This is a genomic window from Cryobacterium adonitolivorans (genome assembly GCF_004402695.1).
Classification (GTDB): Bacteria; Actinomycetota; Actinomycetes; order Actinomycetales; family Microbacteriaceae; genus Cryobacterium; species Cryobacterium adonitolivorans.
This window is the reverse complement of record NZ_SOFL01000005.1, coordinates 39270-57250: the sequence shown is the minus strand read 5'-3', so window position 1 is coordinate 57250 and position 17981 is coordinate 39270. Positions and strand designations below refer to the sequence as shown.

Below are 17981 nucleotides of genomic sequence, written 5' to 3'. Positions count from 1 at the left end.
ACACGACAAATCCGTCGGGATCGGGTCGGCCGGGCGCGCCACATTGACATTCCGGGCCATCGCCCATGGAATGGTCTGAGGGAGACCATTGCTCACGTCACACCGTTCCAGCGCACACGGATCGAATACTCGAACCGGTCGGGGCCTTCGGCGACCCACGGGGATGCGCGTAGCACCGTTGGGCATCCTCCTCGCCGCCCTCCTCGGTGCCGTGATCATCGGTCCGCTCGCCGGCGCGGCCACGCCGGCTTCGGCGGCCGGCACCGCCCCGATGGCCTCGGCGATCGTCACCGAGACGGCACCTGCTCCCCCGACCGAACCCGCGCCCACCGAAACCGGCACCCCAGACACCTCCCCGTCACCATCTGAATCGCTGGCGCCGTCGGAGGCGCCGGCACCGTCGGAATCGCCCGCGCCGGCTCCCGCCGCGCCCACCATCGACAGCCCGGGCGCCAACGCCTTCGTGGCCGGGAGCACCACCGTCACCGGCACCCGCGACCCCGGGCAGGAGATCACGTTGTTCTCCCCCACCGGCGGCGCTCCGCTCTGCGTCGTCACCATCGACGGCTCGTCTACCTGGCAGTGCCAGGGGGTGGCGTTGCCCAGCGGGCCCGCCGTCGGCTTGCAGGCCGTGGTGACCGGGAATTCCAGCCTCGCGGCTGCCCACACCGTGCGGGTGCTCCAGCCCCCAACGGTAACGGGCGGCTCGACCGGCCAGGCCTCCTCGAACGGTATCGTCCGCGGCACCGGCTACCCCGGCGCCATGGTCACCGCCACCCTCGCCGCCGGAGCGAGCTGCTCATTCACCGTCGACGCATCCGGGGCGTGGGCCTGCCAGATGCAGGGCGCCGTGCTGAGCGGGGCAGAGCAGATCACCGCCTCCCAGCAGACCCCGTTCAGCGCACCGGAGTCGTCGAGGGCGAGCGAGCCGGTCAGCCTGACCTTCGACGTCGACGCCCCGGCCGCTCCCGTCGTAGTGAATCCCGTCGCCGATGCCACCCTGGCGACCGCCGCGGGGCCGTTCTACGGGCAGGGCGAGAACGGGGCCACCGTCACGGTCTTCGCCGGTGCCTACTCGGTCTGCAGCGCCGTCGTGTCCGGCGGCACCTGGTCGTGCACAGGGTCGGGCGTCGCGAACGGCGCGTACAACCTGCGCGCTGTGCAGCAGGATGCCGCCGGCAACGTGAGCGCCGGCAGCCCCGCGGTCCGGGTGACCTTCGGTTCCGTGGCTCCGACGCCGATAGCGACACCGACAGGGGCACCGACGCCGACGGCCGCCCCGCCCGTGGTGCCTGCCCCCACGGCGACGGCACAGCCGACCCCTTCGGCGACGCCGGGCAGCGCCTCACCCACCCCGCTTCCGGCCGTCCCGGAGGACGGCGACGAACAGGCCGGAGCCGCCCCGCCAGAGCTGACCGTGCCGGGCGGCTGGAACGACCCCACCCAGTTCAGCACCGCGGTGATCCCGCCCTGGACGGTGGAGCAGTTCCCGTGGCTGCAGGCGGCGATGCTCACCCTGGGCGCCCTGCTGCTGCTCGTCGTTCCCGCCCGGCTGCTGGCCGGCACCGTCACCAGGGCCCGAAACGGTCGACCTGTCTTTCGCGGCCACCGGCTCGCCGGCCGCAACCGCGCCGGTGAGGAATTCGACGTCGCCCCGACCCTGCTGGTCAACCGGTGGGTCGTGTACGGGGGCACCGTCGCCGCTGCCGCCGTGTTGGTGCTACTGTCCGGCCCCGTATCCGCCACACCGGCGTACCTCAGGCTCCTGCTGGCCGTGACTCTCGCCCTCGTGGTGGTGAACGCCGTGGCCACCCTGGTGCCGCAGTGGTGGGGGTCCAGGGCACTGCACGTCGACGTGACCACGACGATCCTGCCGCGTTATCTCGCGTTCGTCGCCGTCACCGCGCTCGCCTCCAGGCTGTTCGAGTTGCAGCCGGCCCTGCTCTTCGGCCTGCTGGGCAGCGTCGTCGTGGGCTCAGGGCCCGGCGCGGCCCAACGCGGCCAGCTGGCCGCCATCCGGGCCGGCAGCCTGTTCGGCCTGGGACTGGCCGCCTTGCTCGTCGTCGGCACCCTGCCGGTGGCCGACGGGTTCCTCAGCGCCCTGGCCGCGGAGGTCGCGAACACCGTCGTGCTGGCGTCGATCGGCTCTGCCGTGCTCGTGCTCATCCCGATCGGCAACACCAGCGGACGCAGCATCCTCGCCTGGTCACCGCCGATCTGGGCCGCCCTCACGGTGCCGGCCTTCCTGACCCTGTTCACCCTGCTCTCGCCCATGCTCCCGCGCTGGACGGGCAACGGCACGGCGATGCTGCTGTGGTTCGTGGCGGTCGGCTTCGCTGTCCTCAGCGTGACCGCCTGGGCCTGGCAGCGCTTCGTGCTCCCCACCCGGCGCTAAGAGCGCATCGCGCCGGTTGTTCTCTGGTGCCCCCGCTGGGATTCGAACCCAGACTGTGACGATTTTAAGTCGCCTGCCTCTGCCGGTTGGGCTACGGGGGCACGCCCGGACTAGCCGGGCATCACGAGCGGATGCCGCACCGGGGTGCGGCATCCACCGGTGACTTTACGGTGCTGCGACGGTCTCCGTGCCGGCGTCGGCAGCGGCGACCTCGACGACAGGCTTCTTCACCGAGGGCTTGCGCGGTGCACGCGGGGCCTTGACCGCGGCCGGGGCGACGACGGCGGGTGCGGCTGCCGGCGGCTTCGGACGGGACGCGAACTCCTCGAACACGGCGCGGGGCGTCTGCACGGCCTCGAGCGACACGATGTCGCGACCGAGGAAGAAGTTCAGGACCCAGCCGCCGACGACGCGGATCTTGCGCTCCCAGCTCGGCATCGCCATGCCGTGGTAGCCACGGTGGGCGATCCAGGCCGGGAAACCCTTGAGGGCGAAGTTGCCGGACTGGAATGCGCCGACACCGACTCCGAGGCCGGCGACGGCTCCGAGGTTCTTGTGGTTGTACTCGACCGGGCCCTCGCCGCGGAGGACCGCGACGATGTTCTTTGCCATGAGCTTGCCCTGGCGAACGGCGTGCTGGGCGTTCGGCACGCAGAAACCGCCGACGCCGCCTCCGGAGAGGTCGGGAACCGCAGTGACGTCACCAGCGGCCCAGGCGTCGAGGACGATCTCGTCCTCGGTGCCGACGCGCAGGTCGGCGCGCACGCGCAGACGGCCGCGCTCTTCGACCGGGAGGTCGGTGTTGCGCACGATGCCGGGGTTCGCCATGACGCCGGCGGTCCAGACGATCAGGTCGGTCTCGAAGGTCTCCCCTGTGGAGAGTTCGATCTTGCCGTCGACGGCGGAAGTGAGCTGGGTGTTCAGGTGTACCTCTGCGCCACGCTCGGCGAGGTTCTTGATGACCCACAGCGCGGTGGTCTCGGACACCTCGGGCATGATGCGGCCCATCGCCTCGATGAGGTGGAAGTGGGTGTCTTCGAAGGCGATCTGCGGGTACTTGGTGAGCAGCGAGGTGGCGAAGGAACGCAGTTCGGCGAACACCTCGATGCCGGCGAAGCCGCCTCCGATGACCACGAAGGTCAGCAAGCGGTCGCGCTCGGGACCGGCGGGCAGCTGCGCCGCCTTGTCGAAGTTGGTGAGGACAGTGTCGCGGATCGCGACGGCTTCCTCGATGGTCTTCAAGCCGATGGCCTGGTCAGCGACCCCCGGGATCGGGAAGGTGCGCGACACGGCGCCGGCGGTGACCACGACGATGTCGTAGTCGAAGACCCACGGCTCGCCGACCGGCGGCGTGATGGTGGCCTTCTTCTCCGCGTGGTTCACATTCGTGACCTTCGCGGTGAGCACATTGGTCTTCTTGAGGTGGCGACGGTGGGCCACGACCGAGTGACGCGGATCGATGGATCCTGCGGCCACTTCAGGGAGGAACGGCTGGTAGGTCATGTACGGCAGCGGATCGACCATGGTGACCTCGGCCTCGCCGGGTCGCAGCCACTTCTCAAGCTTCCAGGCGGTATAGAAACCCGCGTAGCCGCCACCGACGATGAGAATTTTGGGCACGATTAGAAGGCCTCCTACAGGGATTGGATGCGCGAAATTTTAGAGCTTGGAACGAATTCGCTTGAAATGCCGCGTGGCCCCAATGCCGAACAGCGTTACTAGGATAGCAAAACCAACCAGCACGGCGAGCGGCACGCTCACATAGGTGAGCGTGAGCGGGCTCGGCAGCCAGCCCGCGGCGCTGTTCTGTTCAGGCAGGGGCGGGTCGGCGTCCGGAACGACGGGTACCGGAGTGTTCGATGTAGTGGGGGTGATCGGCTCGGCATCGGCACGGCGGTGCAGCGTGATCCACTCCTGCAGCAGCTCGGCGGGGGTGGCGGCGGTGGACTTCGGCACGAACGCCGAAACCGCCGCGGCGGCGTCGATCAGACCGTTGCCGTAGATCGGGCTCGGCACGGTGTGCCCGTTGGGGTTCGCGGTCTCGATGACCCGGTTGATCACCTCGGCGGCATCCAGTTTCGGGTAGGCCGACCGCACCAGGGCGACCAGTCCCGAGACGATCGGCGCCGCCGCGCTGGTGCCGTACCACTCCATATAGCCGCCGCCGGGCGCGACGCCGACGAGCTTTTCGCTCGGTGCGGCCACGGCGATGGTGATGCCCTGCGAGGAGGCGTCGAAGCTGGCCTCCTTGGACTGGTCGACACCGGCGACGGTGAGCACGCCGGGAATCGTGGCGGGAGCACCGACTTCGGCGGTTCCGCTGCCCCGGTTGCCGGCGGCAGCGACGACCACGACGTCGTTCTCGAACGCGTACATGAAAGAGTCGTCCCAGCTGGTCGGCCAGTCGAGGGTGTTGCGGGTGAGGGACATATTGATCACGTCGGCGCCGTTGTCCACGGCCCACCGGATGCCCTCGGCGATCTGGTCGTCATTGCTGAGCACGGCATCACTGGTGCCGAAGGCCACCGAGACGGCGAGGATGGACGCCTCTGGCGCCACACCGATCAGGCCGCCGCCGGTGGGCGTGCCGCGGCCGGCGAGGAGCGACGCCACCAGGGTGCCGTGTTCGTTCTCGGCACCGACCGGGGTCTGGCCGTTCGACGAGCCGACGCCGGAGACGTCGGTGCCGCCGACGACGGCGCCGCTGAGCTCGGTGATGCTGCCGTCGACGCCGGTGTCGATGACGGCGACGGTGACGCCGGCTCCCTTGGTGGTGTTCCAGGCCTGGCTGAAGCCGTAGTCGTTCAGCCAGTATTCGAGGTCGCGCACCTGGTCGGCGCGGGCGGCGCGGGCGTCACCGACAACGCCCACGACTGCGACGGCGGCCGAGAGGGTGATCGCAACCCCGGTGAGGATGCGGCGCGCGGCGCCACTCACGCGTCGGCCGGCGGGACCGCCGGCGGAGCGTAATCCAGGCATTCGCACACCTGGGGCGACCAAGCGGCCCGCAGCAGGGCCAGGTCGCCGATGGGGTTGACGCCGGGACCCGCGGCCAGGGCGTGCGCGGCCAGGGCGTGCAGGCACTTCACCCGCACCGGCATGCCGCCGGATGACACTCCGGCCAGCTCGGGGACCACACCGATCATCTCGCGATCGGCCAGGAAGCTCTCGTGCGCGGCCCGGTAGTGCGAGCGCAGGTCTTCGTCGTCGGCGAGCATCTGGTTGTACTCATTCATCACCTGGGTGGCTTCCAGGAACGACAGCGCGGCCGTGGCGGCGGGGTGCGACAGGTAGTACAGGGTGGGAAACGGGGTGCCGTCCTCCAGCCGCGGGGCCGTGGCCACGACGGTGGGCGCGCCGCAGATGCAGCGGGCGGCGATGCCGATCACGTTGCGCGCGGGGCGGCCGAGCTGCGCGGAGACTGCCCTGATGTCGGCCTCGGACGCGGGGTCGAACGGCGGTCGGGTCATTGTGCTGCCTCCTGGGGGGCCAGTGCGGATGTCATCACCGATCGGAAGACCGAGTCGACCCAGTCGACGTCGGTGTCCTGGATGGCGGTGCTGATCGGTGCGGTGTCGGCGGCGCCGTCGACGCTGGCTCCGGTGTCGTTGATCACGAGGAAGCTGATGTCACCGGGCATCACGTAGGAGAGCCGGTCTCGCGCCTGGGTGGTCACGAAGGTGCGGTCGTTCCACCGCTCGCGCTCCGCCTTGAGGTCGTCAACCGAGTCCTGCTGCGCCGCGACGGTATTGCTCAGCTGGTCGATCTGTTTGCGCTGTTCTGCGTAGGTGCGCACGCTGGGCGCGAGCACGACCACAGCGAGCACCAGGAGGCCCATCATCACGAAGGAGAATCCCGACAACCGCAGGCCGCGGAGCCAGCTGCGCACCGCGGTCTCGTCGATGGCGAGCTTGACGGCCCGCTGCTCCGTCGGGCGGGGCTCAACGCCGCGCGCCTGGGAACGGTGCGGCTTGGGTAGCCGGGGCGGGGTCATGCCAGAGCCGGTGAAGGTCACGGTGACTCCCGTCTGGCTCGGCTGCTCGGCTGCTCGGTTGATGCTCGCCGGGGCGCACAAAATGCCCCGGTTCTAGAGTGCCAGATCTTTCGGCCCGCACGGTTCGCCACGGCCCGCCAACACAAATCCTGAGCAAACCCGCAGCCAAGCACCCCAGGGGCCGACAAAAAAGGGCTCCCCGCCCCGGACGATGTCCGGAGGCGGGGAGCCCGTGCTGCTCAGAGGCTATTAGCCCTTGAAACGCGGGAACGCTGCGCGGCCGGCGTAGACCGCGGCCTCGCCGAGCTCTTCTTCGATGCGCAGGAGCTGGTTGTACTTGGCAACGCGCTCGCTGCGGGCCGGGGCACCGGTCTTGATCTGGCCGGCATCCGTGGCGACGGCGAGGTCGGCGATGAAGGTGTCTTCGGTCTCACCGGAGCGGTGGGAGATGACGGTCGTGTAGCCGGCGCGCTGGGCGAGGGACACGGCGTCCATCGTCTCGGTCAGGGTGCCGATCTGGTTGACCTTGATAAGGATGGAGTTCGCGGCACCGATCTCGAGGCCCTTGGCGAGGCGGATCGGGTTGGTGACGAACAGGTCGTCTCCGACGATCTGCACCTTGTCGCCAAGCTGCGCGGTGAGGTGGACGTAGCCGTCCCAGTCCTCTTCCTCGAGCGGGTCTTCGATGGAGACGAGCGGGTAGGCCTCGAGGAGCTCGGCGTAATACGCGACGATCTCGGTGGAGGTGAGTTCCTTGCCCTCGAAGTGGTAGACGCCGTCCTTGAAGAACTCGGTGGCTGCGCAGTCGAGCGCCAGGCCGATGTCAGTGCCGGGCGTGTAGCCGGCCAGCTTGATGGCTTCGACGATGAGGTCGAGCGCCGCACGGTTGCTGGGCAGGTTGGGGGCGAAGCCACCCTCGTCGCCGAGGCCGGTCGCGAGTCCCTTGGACTTCAGCAGGCCCTTGAGGGCGTGGTAGGTCTCAACGCCCCAGCGCAGGCCCTCGCTGAACGAGGAGGCGCCGATCGGGACAACCATGAATTCCTGGATGTCGACGTCGTTGTCGGCGTGCGAGCCACCGTTGATGATGTTCATCATGGGAACGGGCAGGGTGTGCGCGTTCGGGCCGCCGAGGTAGCGGAAGAGGGGCAGGTCGGCCGAGCTGGCGGCGGCCTTGGCGACGGCCAGGCTCACGCCGAGGATGGCGTTCGCGCCGACGCGCTCCTTGTTGACGGTGCCGTCGGTCTCGTTGAGGACCATGTCGATGATGCGCTGGTCGGTGGCGTCGAGGTCTTCGACGGCCGGGCCGAGCTCGTCGGTGACGGAGCCAACGGCCTTGAGCACGCCCTTGCCGAGGTAACGCTTCTTGTCACCGTCGTGCAGCTCGTAGGCCTCGAAGGCGCCGGTCGAGGCGCCTGAGGGAACGGCGGCACGGCTCAGCGTGCCGTCCTCGAGCAAAACCTCGACCTCGACGGTCGGGTTGCCCCGAGAGTCGAGGATTTCGCGTGCAACAACTGCGTCAATAAGAGCCACAACTATCTCCTGTGTCTGTCTGTCTATCGATTTTTGGATTCTAAGTCCGTGTGGATTTTGAGGAAGACGCCGCTGTGTTCCAGTCCGTGGAACAGTCTAGTGATCGGCACGCCGCCGCGCTCAGGACTGAAGTCCCGTTCATCGCGGGATCACCCCGTGTTCAGTCGAAGAGCGATTTGAAGACCAGTCCGGCGGGATCACCAGAGTCGTTGGTCACGAAGGCGAACCGGCCGTAGCCCGCGGCACCGGCCCGTTCGAGCAGCGCCTTGAGGTTTTTCGTGCGCTTTTCCAGCCGCACCCGGAGGCCGGCGGCCACGAGGGCGGTCTTGAGGGCGACGAGGGCGGCCGGGTCGGCATCCTTCTCGTGCACGAGCACGACGGCGGCGGCGGTGTCGTCGTCGGAGCCGGCGAGCAGGTCGACGATGCGTTCGAAACCAATCGAGAAGCCGCAGGCGGGCACGTCGGTGCCGAGGAACCGGCCGATCATGCCGTCGTAGCGGCCGCCGCCGCCCAGCGAGTAGCCCAGGTCGGGGTGCTTGATCTCGAAGATGGTGCCGGTGTAGTAGCCCATCCCACGCACCAGGGTGGGATCGAACTCGAGCGCCACCCCGGGCAGCGCGGCCCGCAGCAGAGAGAGGTCGGCGTAGGCGGCGGCGTCCAGCCAGGCCGGCGTATCCGTGGGGTCTGGCCAGCCGGCGTCGCTGAAGCCCGCGAGGGTGTCGGCCAGGCCGGTGGTGTCGACGCCGAGGCCGCCGAGCTCGGTGACGACGCCGTCGACGCCGATCTTGTCGAGCTTGTCCAGGGTGATCAGCGCGCGTTCGGTGAGGGTGTCGGCCACGCCCCAGGTGGCGAGCATCGCGGTGAGGATGCGGCGGTCGTTGATGCGGATCGAGCAGCCGGACAGGCCCAGGTTGTCCAGGGCGGCGACGGTGGCGGTGATCAGTTCGATCTCGGCGAGCGGGCCCGCCTCGCCGATGATGTCGATGTCGCACTGCACGAACTGGCGGTAGCGGCCCTTCTGCGGGCGTTCGGCGCGCCAGACCGGGGCGATCTGGATGGAGCGGAACACGGTGGGCAGCTCGGCGCGGTGGCTGGCGTAGAACCGGGCCAGCGGCACCGTGAGGTCGAAGCGCAGGCCCAGGTCGGTGAGCGAGAGCAGGTCGTCGGCCTCGGCGGCCGTCACGAGGTCGGCCGGGCCGATTCCGCGCTTGAGTACGGCGAAGCCGAGCTTCTCGTTGTCGCCGCCGAGGCCGGAGTGCAGCCTGGCAGTGTCCTCCATGACGGGCGTCTCGATCTCGTCGAAGCCGTGCACGGCGAAGCTGGAGCGGATGATGCCCAGCGCCCGTTCGCGGGTGGCCTTGTCGGCCGGGAGGAAGTCGCGCATGCCGCGGGGAGGGGTCACTGCTGTTGCCATGCCCCCAATTCTGTCAGGTCGCGCGGCGCCGCCCGGCCGCCCCAGAGTTGGTGCGTCAGAGGGCGCCGCCGGCAGCGCCTGGGGCGTCCGCTTCGACGCCGGCGTCGCCGACCTGCTCGCGGGCGATGAAGTTCTCGATGGCGAAGAGGTCGTCCTTGGCCCGTTTGGCGATGGTCAGCAGGGTCGACATCGAGGCGACCTCCTCGACCTGTTCCTTGAGGAACCAGAGCATGGCCTGCTCACCGAGGGCGTCGCCGTCCTGGCGGGCGGCCTTGAAGAGCGCTTCGATCTGACTGGTGACCTGCTGCTCCTGCGCGAGTGCCAGGGCAATCGGCTCGACGATGTTCGCGAAGCCGTTGATCACGGCGGGGATGCCGGGGATCACGACCTCCAGGCCCCGGTCGAGGCGGTACTGGACGAGCATCATCGCGTGGTTTCGCTCTTCGACCGACTGGCGGTAGAAGTGTGCGGCCAGCTGGGGCAGGTCCTGACTGTCGAACCAGGTGGCGATGGCGATGTACTGCTGCGACGCCCCGAACTCGTTGCCGATTTGCTGGGTCAGAAGCGCGTTGAAAGAAGTTTCGGTCATGCTCAGACGTTACCGGTCGGGGCAGGCGGTGCGCCAGCTTCCGCCTAGGTGCTGGGCAGGCCGATGATACCGGCGTCGGAGGGGTCGTCAGTCTGGTCTTCGTCCTGTTCGGTGAACGAGTCGTCCGGCCCGTCCTGTTCCGCCGCCCGGATCTCGTCCTGCAGGTCGCGGAGCGCCGTGCGCAGGGCCCGCTCGGAGTCGAGCCCCTGGGCCTTGGCCGCCGACACGATCGCCAGCAGGATCGGGCCGAGCTCTGCCTCACTGTCGATGGGCAGCAGGGCCGGCGCATCCGTCTCGAGCAGGCCGATCTTCTGGGCCCGGCCGAGCACCTTGTCGGCCAGTGCCAGCGCCGGCATCCCCTGCGGGATCCCGTCGAGCACACTGGTGCGGTGCGGTTTCTCGGCCGCTTTCACGTCGTCCCAGCTGGCCACGACCTCGTCGAGGCTGCGCTGCCCCACGTCACCGAACACGTGCGGATGCCGGCCGACCATTTTCTGGGTCATCCGCGCCGCCACATCCTGGATGCCGAAGCCCTCTCCGGGCGTCTCGGCGGCGATGCTCGCGTGGAAGACCACCTGGTAGAGCACATCGCCGAGCTCCTCGAGCAGGTCGTCCCGACTGCCGCTCTCGATGGCCTCGATCAGCTCGTGGGTCTCCTCGGTGAGATACTGCACGAGCGACGCGTGGGTCTGCTCGGCGTCCCACGGGCAGCCGCCAGGGGCTCGCAGCCTGGCGACGGTCTCAACGAGCCCCTCAAGGTTGCTGGTCGGTTCGGCGACGGGCGGGGCTGGCTGGGCAGAATCGGTCACACTCCATCGTAGGCCGCCCAGCTAAATCGTAGGCGGCCCGGCTAAGCTGTCAACAGGTGTGCCGGGAAGTCTGGTCGGCGGGCGGCGTGTGCTGCTCTTGACCCACAACCGACCCCGCAGCTCAGCAGTTCAGTAGTTCAGGGGTGGACAGGACACCGAATGACCTTCATCCGATCCGAGCGCTACGCCGCCGGGTTTCTGCTCATCGCCGGAGTCCTCGGCCTGGTGATGGCGAACCTGTCGTTCGGGCCCGCGCTCATCGAGGCCGCGGACACGCACCTCAACACCGGGCTCTTCGGCCTCGACCTGTCCGCCAAGCACTGGATCAGTGACGGCCTGCTCGCGGTGTTCTTCTTCCTCATCGCCATCGAGCTCAAGCGCGAACTGGTGATCGGCGACCTGAACAGCTTCGGCAAGGCCGCGCTGCCGGCCCTCGCCGCGCTTGGCGGAGTGGTCGTTCCGGCGGGCATCTACCTGCTGATCACCCGGGGATCGGGGCTCGCGGCGGGCTGGCCGGTGCCGACGGCCACCGACATCGCCTTCGCCCTGGGAGTGCTGGCGGTGTTCGGACGGGGCATCCCTACTCGGGTGCGGGTGTTCCTGCTGGCGCTGGCGGTGCTCGACGACCTCGTGGCGATCCTGATCATCGCGTTCTTCTTCACCCAGGATCCACAGCTGCAGTACATCGGCTTCGCCGCCATGGCCGCCACCCTGTTCGGCCTCACCAGCCGGCTGCTCAAGCCCCGCGCCGCGTGGGTGCTTGGCCGGAAACCCACCTGGCCGATCGTTCTTATCCTGACGGTGCTGGGCGTGGCCACGTGGTACTTCACCTACCTGTCCGGAGTGCACGCCACCATCGCCGGTGTGATCCTCGGCCTGGTGATGGCCCGGGTGCCCGGCGGTCGCACCCGCCACGTGCTCGAGCCGTACTCCAACGCGGTGATCCTGCCGTTGTTCGCGTTCTCGGCGGCGCTGGTCGCGATCCCGCAGGTGGGCTTGGCCGAACTGAGCCCGGCGTTCTGGGGAATCCTCGTTGCCCTGCCCGTGGGCAAGCTGATCGGGATAACCCTGGCCGGGGCGCTCGGGAGCCTGATATCACGCCGGCCCAGCGGGTCTAAGGCCGGACTGAAGCTCGCCGACATCGTCATGGTGGCGTGCCTGGGCGGCATCGGCTTCACGGTGTCGCTGCTGATGGGTGCGCTCGCCTTCGCGGGCAACATCGAGGTTGTCGACGAGGCCACACTCGCCGTGCTGTTGGGCTCGGGCGTCGCGATCCTGGCCTCGGCCGTCGTGGTCAGTGTGCGGGCACGGCAGTATCGACGGGCCGCGGAAACACTGCATCCAGCAGCGAGCCCGTCCACGCGATAAGCGCGGCATCGGTCGGCGGCTCACCGTTCGGGCGGGGCAGCGGCACGATCATCGACCCGGCCGCGGCCGAGTACTTGGCGCCCGGGTACATCCGTTGCACCCGCACCTGCATCGAATCGGCCAGGTCGACCGGGGCGACGCGCAGGTTGGAGCCCATCGCCACGACCTCGCCGAGGCCGGCCTGCTGGGCGTGCCGGCGCAGCCTGGAAACGGCGATGAGGTTCGTCACGGCCTCGGGCGGTTCGCCGTACCGGTCGGTGAGTTCCTCGAGCACCAGGCCGATCTGGTCGGCGGCGGCCGCGAGCCCGCTGGCGCCGGAGAGCTTCTGGTATGCCTCTAGCCGCAACCGTTCGCTGTCGACGTACTCCTCGGGGATGTGCGCGTCCACGGGCAGCTCGAGCCGCAGTTCGGTCTGGCCCTCCGCGACGTCGCCGCGGAAGGTCGACACGGCCTCGCCTATCATGCGCAGGTACAGGTCGAAACCGACCCCCGCGATGTGGCCGGCCTGCTCGCCGCCGAGCAGGTTGCCGGCACCGCGGATCTCGAGGTCCTTCAGCGCCACCTGCATGCCCGCGCCGAGTTCGTTGTTGGCCGCGATCGTGGCGAGCCTGTCGTGCGCGATCTCGGACAGCGGCTTGTTCTCGTCGTAGAGGAAGTAGGCGTAGGCCCGTTCACGGCCGCGTCCCACCCGGCCGCGCAGCTGGTGCAGCTGGCTGAGGCCGTACTTGTCGGCCCGGTCGATGATGATGGTGTTCGCGTTGGCGATGTCCAGGCCGGTCTCGATGATGGTCGTGGAGACCAGGATGTCGAACTTGTTCTCCCAGAAGTCCACCACCACCTGCTCCAGCTGGGCCTCGGGCAGCTGGCCGTGCGCGACGGCGATGCGTGCTTCGGGTACCAGTTCGGCCAGCTGCGCGGCCACCCGGTTGATACTGGAGACCCGGTTGTGCACGAAGAAGATCTGGCCCTCGCGCAGCAGCTCGCGGCGGATGGCGGCGGCCACCTGGCGGTCGGAGTACGGGCCGACGAAGGTGAGGATCGGGTGCCGGTCCTCTGGCGGGGTGGCCAGGGTCGACATCTCGCGGATGCCGGTGACGGCCATCTCCAGGGTGCGCGGGATGGGCGTGGCGCTCATCGCGAGGATGTCGACGTTGGTCTTGAGCTTCTTGAGCGCGTCCTTGTGCTCAACGCCGAAACGCTGCTCCTCGTCGATGATGACCAGGCCGAGGTCCTTGAAGACGGTGCTCTCCGAGAGCAGCCGGTGGGTGCCGATGACCATGTCGACGGTGCCGCCCTGCATGCCGGCCACGGTTTCGCGGGACTCCTTGTCGGTCTGGAACCGGCTCAGGGCCCGCAGGTGGATCGGGAACCCGGCGAAGCGTTCCTGGAAGGTCTCCATGTGCTGGCGTACGAGCAGGGTGGTGGGTACGAGCATGGCCACCTGCTTGCCGTCCTGGATGGCCTTGAACGCGGCGCGCACGGCGACCTCGGTCTTGCCGAAGCCCACATCGCCGGAGAGCAGCCGGTCCATCGGGATGGGCCGTTCCATGTCGGCCTTGACCTCGTCGATGGTAGTGAGCTGGTCGGGTGTCTCGGCGAACGGGAACGCTTCCTCGAGCTCGCGCTGCCAGGGGGTGTCAGGGCCGAATGCGTGGCCCTTGCTGGCCATCCGCGCGGAGTACAGCTTGACGAGCTCGACGGCGATGTCACGTACCGCCCGGCGGGCCTTGGTCTTGGCGGCCGACCAGTCGCTGCCACCCATCTTCGACAGCGTTGGCGCCTCGCCGCCGACGTAGCGGGAGACCAGGTCGAGCTGGTCGGTGGGCACGTAGAGCTTGTCGCCGCCGTGGCCGCGCTTGGACGGCGCGTACTCGAGGACCAGGTATTCGCGGGTGGTCTTTACCGGGTTGCGGCCGCCGCTGGAGACCTCACGCTGGGTCAGCTCGAGGAACCGGCCGATGCCGTGGGTCTGGTGCACGACGTGGTCGCCGGTCTTCAGTTGCAGCGGATCGACGACGTTCTTGCGCCGGCTGGCCAGCTTCTTGATCTGCCGGGCGTCGTAGCCGACGGTGCGGCCGTAGAACTCGCTCTCGCTGACCAGGGTGAGCCTGGTCTCGGGGATCTCGAAGCCGTGCGCGATGGAGGCCTTGAGCAGGTAGGCGATGCCGGGTTCCGGGTTCGCCGGGAACTCCTCGACGATGCGGGCGGGCAGTTCGGCGCCGGCAAGCACGTCGGCGGCGCGTTCGACCAGGCCGGCGCCCTGCGCGACGACGGCGACGGTCCAGCCCTCCTTGAGCCGGCCGCCCAGGTGCCCGACGGCCCCCTCGACGCTGCCGGCGAAGCTGGGCACGGCGTCGCCCTCGATGCGGATGGTGAGCAATTCGTCGATCTCGCGGTGCTCCGGAAGCACCTCGATGTCGGTGGGGGCGGCCTGGAAGGAGCTCATCGTCCACCAGACCCGTTCGGTGGCGGGGGCGCCGGGCGCGGAGTACCGCACGGCGTCGCGGAGGGTGCCGAGGGTGAGGAAGTCGCCGGAGGCCAGGTCGATGGGGGCCTCGGCGCCGGCAGTGGCGGCGTTCCAGGCGGCGGAGAGAAACTCCCGGTTGGTCTCGGCGAGGCTGATGGCTCGGGAGGCGACCCGCTCCGGGGAGATCACGGCCACGGCGGCCTGGCGGGGCAGGTAGTGGGTGACGGGCACGAGCCGGTCGACGAGGGCGGGCGCGAGGCTCTCCATGCCCTCGACGGGGATGCCCTCTGCCACCTTGGCGAGCAGGCCCGCCAGGCTCGGGAACTCGTGCTGCATCTCCCGGGCGCGCTGGCGCACGGCGGGGCTGAGCAGCAGCTCACGGCTGGGCGGGAGGGTCACCGACTCGACGGGTTCGGGCATCGAACGCTGGTCGGCGACCGCGAAGGCGCGGATCTGCTCGACCTCGTCGCCGAAGAACTCGATGCGGTACGGGTGCGCGGCCATCGGCGGGAACACGTCGAGGATGCCGCCGCGGACGGCGAACTCACCGCGCCGGGTGACCATGTCCACGCGGGCGTATGCCACGCTGACGAGGTCGACGGCGATGGCGGCGAGGTCGTGGCCGCGGCCGCCCGCGGTGAGCTCGAGCGGGTCGTAGTCGGTGAGGTTGTCGGCCACGGGCTGCAGGGCAGCGCGCACCGAGGCCACCACGATGAGGGGACGCCGGGTGGCCGCGTCCTGGGCCTCCCAGTCACGCATCCGCCGCAGGGCGTACAGCCGGCGGCCCACGATCTCGGCGCTGGGGCTGAGCCGCTCGTGCGGCAGGGTCTCCCAGGCGGGGAACTCGACGATCTCAGCGTCGTCGCAGAAGCAGCCCAGGTTCTCCCTCAGCGCCTCGGACTCGCGGCCGGTGGCGGTGATGACCAGCAGCGCCCGGCCCTTGTCCAACCTGTCGCGCTGCTCGAGCAACGCGGCCAACAGGGGGGCGCGGAGGCCCTCGGTGAGCGAGAAGTCGGCGTCACGGGCCGCGCAGGCGAGGGCGGCATCGAACGTGGAGGCACGCGAAAGCGCCGGAATCAAGCCCTGAAGAATCACCGCACAAGTCTACGGGTAGTTTTCCAGGCCCGATCTTCTCGTGCGCTAAGCGGGGGGGGCGTGGAACTTCTGCTGGGCGGCGGTGACACCCTCGGCGGCGATCATCTCTATCGCATCCGCCGCGTCCTCGAGCATGATCCCCAGGGTGGTGCGCTCGGCGCTGGAGAAGTCGTGCAGCACGAAGTCGGCGGCGTTCTGGCGGCCGGGCGGGCGGCCGATGCCCATCCGGATGCGGGTGAACTCTTTGCTGCCGGTGGCGGCGATGATGTCGCGCAGCCCGTTGTGGCCGCCGTGGCCGCCGCCCACCTTGATCTTCAGGGTGTCGAACGGCAGGTCCAGCTCGTCGTGGACGACGATGAGGCGGGAGACGTCGAGGGAGTAGAACCGTAGCAGGGCCGCGACGGGGCCGCCGGAGAGGTTCATGAAGCTGTTCGGCTTGGCCAGGATCAGCTTGGGGCCGCCGGGGAAGCTGCGTCCCTCGGCGACGGCGGAATTCGCCTTGTGGGTCTTGAAATTCGCGCGCAGCCTGTCGGCGAGCACGGCCGTGACCATGTGGCCGACATTGTGGCGGTTACCGGCGTAGCCGGGCCCGGGGTTACCGAGCCCGACTACGAGCCAGAGATTCTCGTCCAGGGGGTTCCTTTACAAAAAGTTTCTGTCCGGTGCTGGAGGGGGGAGACTACTCGGCGGCAGCGTCCTCGGCGGGAGCCTCCTCGGCGGTGGTCTCCTCTTCCTCTTCTTCCTCGGCGGGCAGGTGCACGCCGATGACGACCATCTCGGGGTCGGAGATGAGCGACGCGCCGTCGGGCAGCGTGATCTCGCTGGCGTGGATGAGGGTGCCGTCTTCGAGGCCCTCGACGTCGACGCTCACGCTCTGCGGGATGTTCGTGGCCTCAACCTCGAGCAGCAGGGTCTTGGCGTCGAGGTCGGCGGTGGTGCCGGGGGCGGTCTCACCGGTGACGTGCACGGCGACCTCAACCTGGACCTTCTCACCCTTGCGGATGACGATGAGGTCGAGGTGCTCGATGATCTGGCGGACGGGGTCCTTCTGCACGTCCTTGACCAGGGTCAAGTGGGTGGTTCCTTCGACGTCGAGCTCGAGCACGGCGTTCGCGCGACGCAGCAACAGGCCGATCTCGTGGGCCGGCAGGGCGACGTGCACGGGGTCGGTGCCGTGGCCGTAGATGACGGCGGGGATCTTGCCCAGCACGCGAAGCTTGCGCGCCGCGCCCTTGCCGAAGCTGTTGCGTGCGTCAGCAGAAATCTTGTTGTTGTTGTTCTTGGCCTCGGCCATGGTGTCTCCTTGCGGGCCTCGTGTGCCCGTATTGGTGGTACGGGCACTGGGCCCGCAGTACGGATGCTGGTTCAACTCGAACGCATGTCAGCGTGAGGAAAGGCCTGAGAGGACTTTTCGCCGCGTCGATTACGGATTTCGCTGGTGCCGGTTTCCCGGTAGGCGCGAATCCCTCGCCGAAGTTCAACTCAACAGTCTAGGCGATAAAGTGACGACCATGCCGCCCAGCCTGCACACCCGAGTGACCGAAGACGTCGGCCGGTCCATCGTCGACGGCACGGTTCCGGCGGGAACGGTCCTGCTCTCCGACGAGATCGAGCGCCGGCAGGGCGTGAGTCGGTCGGTCATCAGGGAGGCCATCCGGGTGCTGGGGTCGATGGGGCTCGTCGAGTCGGTCAAACGGGTTGGCATCAGGGTGCTGCCGCCGGCCAGCTGGAACGCCTACGACCCGACCATCATCCGGTGGCGCCTGCTCGGCCCCGGCAAGGGCGAACAGCTGCGCTCACTGACCGAACTGCGCTCCGCCGTGGAACCGATGGCTGCGGAACTGGCCGCTCGGCACGCAGCCGCCTCGGTCTCGGCCGACCTGCTGGACGTGGCCGAGCTGATGCGCACCGCGGGCGACACTGGCGACCTGACCCAGTTCCTGGAGCTGGACATCCGGTTTCACCGCCTGGTGCTGCGGGGTTCCGGCAATGAGATGTTCGCCAAGCTCGACGGAGCCGTCGCTGCGGTCTTGTCCGGTCGCACCGACCTGGGCCTGATGCCGGACCACCCGCACGAGAACACCCTGCAGCTGCACGCCGAGGTCGCCGAGGCGATTTCGGGCGCGCAACCGCAGAAGGCCCGGGAGGCGATGGAGCTGATCATGCGCCGCACCTACGCCGAGGTGCAGCCGACCTGGGCCGGTGGTTCGGCCTCCGCGCTATAAATATGATTACATGGCTTACGCAAGCCACTAATCTTGAACATGATCACAACTCACAGATCTAAGGGAGAACACGTGTCAGAAACCGGTTCAGCAAA

At 68.9% G+C, this 17981-nt stretch carries 14 protein-coding genes and 1 tRNA gene; 3 read left to right on the top strand and 12 right to left on the bottom strand.

Translation table 11 applies throughout. The annotated features are described in order from the left end of the window. Positions 1–163: 163 nt before the first annotated feature. Positions 164–2395 carry an Ig-like domain-containing protein gene (locus tag E3O42_RS17880; RefSeq protein WP_166787869.1) on the top strand — a complete coding sequence of 744 codons (2232 nt, stop codon included), beginning with the start codon at positions 164–166 and terminating at the stop codon, positions 2393–2395. Positions 2396–2419: 24 nt separating this feature from the next. Here E3O42_RS17880 and E3O42_RS02025 read toward each other — a convergent pair. From E3O42_RS02025 to E3O42_RS01985, 9 genes are all read right to left on the bottom strand, one after another. Continuing rightward, a tRNA-Leu gene (locus E3O42_RS02025) sits at positions 2420–2496 on the bottom strand. Between the two features lie 64 nt (positions 2497–2560). Further along, the gene (locus E3O42_RS02020) at positions 2561–4015 is read right to left on the bottom strand and encodes an NAD(P)/FAD-dependent oxidoreductase (RefSeq protein ID WP_134452274.1); all 1455 of its coding nucleotides are present in this window, start codon (positions 4013–4015) and stop codon (positions 2561–2563) included. A gap of 39 nt (positions 4016–4054) precedes the next feature. Beyond that, positions 4055–5374 carry a S8 family peptidase gene (locus E3O42_RS02015; RefSeq protein ID WP_134452273.1) on the bottom strand — a complete coding sequence of 440 codons (1320 nt, stop codon included), beginning with the start codon at positions 5372–5374 and terminating at the stop codon, positions 4055–4057. Beyond that, complete coding sequence (locus E3O42_RS02010; RefSeq protein ID WP_134452272.1) at positions 5329–5865, bottom strand: DUF501 domain-containing protein; 537 nt, start codon at positions 5863–5865, stop codon at positions 5329–5331. The genes E3O42_RS02015 and E3O42_RS02010 overlap by 46 nt, the downstream gene beginning before the upstream one ends. Next, positions 5862–6410: an FtsB family cell division protein gene (locus tag E3O42_RS02005; protein ID WP_134452271.1), complete on the bottom strand. Its 549-nt coding sequence runs from the start codon at positions 6408–6410 to the stop codon at positions 5862–5864. The genes E3O42_RS02010 and E3O42_RS02005 overlap by 4 nt, the downstream gene beginning before the upstream one ends. Positions 6411–6638: 228 nt before the next feature. After that, positions 6639–7919, bottom strand: coding sequence for a phosphopyruvate hydratase (gene eno / locus E3O42_RS02000; RefSeq protein ID WP_134452270.1), 1281 nt, complete (start codon positions 7917–7919; stop codon positions 6639–6641). A gap of 160 nt (positions 7920–8079) precedes the next feature. Next, positions 8080–9333: a histidine--tRNA ligase gene (gene hisS / locus E3O42_RS01995; RefSeq protein WP_134452269.1), complete on the bottom strand. Its 1254-nt coding sequence runs from the start codon at positions 9331–9333 to the stop codon at positions 8080–8082. A 55-nt stretch (positions 9334–9388) separates the two neighbouring features. Continuing rightward, the gene (locus E3O42_RS01990; protein WP_134452268.1) at positions 9389–9922 is read right to left on the bottom strand and encodes a ferritin; all 534 of its coding nucleotides are present in this window, start codon (positions 9920–9922) and stop codon (positions 9389–9391) included. 44 nt (positions 9923–9966) lie between these two features. Next, a complete protein-coding gene (locus E3O42_RS01985) occupies positions 9967–10731 on the bottom strand; it encodes a nucleoside triphosphate pyrophosphohydrolase (RefSeq protein ID WP_134452267.1) in 765 nt (254 codons plus the stop codon). Positions 10732–10890: 159 nt separating this feature from the next. Here E3O42_RS01985 and E3O42_RS01980 point away from each other — a divergent pair, with 159 nt between their 5' ends. Continuing rightward, positions 10891–12099 (top strand): Na+/H+ antiporter NhaA, encoded by a 1209-nt coding sequence (locus tag E3O42_RS01980; RefSeq protein WP_134452266.1) that lies wholly within the window; start codon positions 10891–10893, stop codon positions 12097–12099. Here the strand turns inward: E3O42_RS01980 and mfd are convergent. The 3 genes from mfd to E3O42_RS01965 are packed head-to-tail and all read right to left on the bottom strand — an operon-like array spanning position 12026 to position 16955. Continuing rightward, positions 12026–15661: a transcription-repair coupling factor gene (mfd, locus tag E3O42_RS01975; RefSeq protein WP_134452265.1), complete on the bottom strand. Its 3636-nt coding sequence runs from the start codon at positions 15659–15661 to the stop codon at positions 12026–12028. The genes E3O42_RS01980 and mfd overlap by 74 nt on opposite strands. A 45-nt stretch (positions 15662–15706) precedes the next feature. After that, positions 15707–16294, bottom strand: coding sequence for an aminoacyl-tRNA hydrolase (pth, locus tag E3O42_RS01970; protein WP_134452264.1), 588 nt, complete (start codon positions 16292–16294; stop codon positions 15707–15709). Positions 16295–16340: 46 nt separating this feature from the next. After that, positions 16341–16955: a 50S ribosomal protein L25/general stress protein Ctc gene (locus tag E3O42_RS01965; protein ID WP_134452263.1), complete on the bottom strand. Its 615-nt coding sequence runs from the start codon at positions 16953–16955 to the stop codon at positions 16341–16343. Between the two features lie 217 nt (positions 16956–17172). On the opposite strand from E3O42_RS01965, the gene E3O42_RS01960 reads away from it, so the two are divergent. Then, complete coding sequence (locus E3O42_RS01960; RefSeq protein ID WP_134452262.1) at positions 17173–17886, top strand: FadR/GntR family transcriptional regulator; 714 nt, start codon at positions 17173–17175, stop codon at positions 17884–17886. Positions 17887–17981: the final 95 nt, after the last annotated feature.

Bases quoted from the DNA above. Each gene is read 5' to 3' on its own strand.
- E3O42_RS01990 (WP_134452268.1), bottom strand. From the start codon at position 9,922: ATGACCGAAACTTCTTTCAACGCGCTTCTGACCCAGCAAATCGGCAAC.
- E3O42_RS01960 (WP_134452262.1), top strand. From the start codon at position 17,173: ATGCCGCCCAGCCTGCACACCCGAGTGACCGAAGACGTCGGCCGGTCC.
- E3O42_RS17880 (WP_166787869.1), top strand. From the start codon at position 164: ATGCGCGTAGCACCGTTGGGCATCCTCCTCGCCGCCCTCCTCGGTGCC.
- E3O42_RS02010 (WP_134452272.1), bottom strand. From the start codon at position 5,865: ATGACCCGACCGCCGTTCGACCCCGCGTCCGAGGCCGACATCAGGGCA.
- E3O42_RS02015 (WP_134452273.1), bottom strand. From the start codon at position 5,374: ATGCCTGGATTACGCTCCGCCGGCGGTCCCGCCGGCCGACGCGTGAGT.
- E3O42_RS01980 (WP_134452266.1), top strand. From the start codon at position 10,891: ATGACCTTCATCCGATCCGAGCGCTACGCCGCCGGGTTTCTGCTCATC.
- E3O42_RS01965 (WP_134452263.1), bottom strand. From the start codon at position 16,955: ATGGCCGAGGCCAAGAACAACAACAACAAGATTTCTGCTGACGCACGC.
- hisS (WP_134452269.1), bottom strand. From the start codon at position 9,333: ATGGCAACAGCAGTGACCCCTCCCCGCGGCATGCGCGACTTCCTCCCG.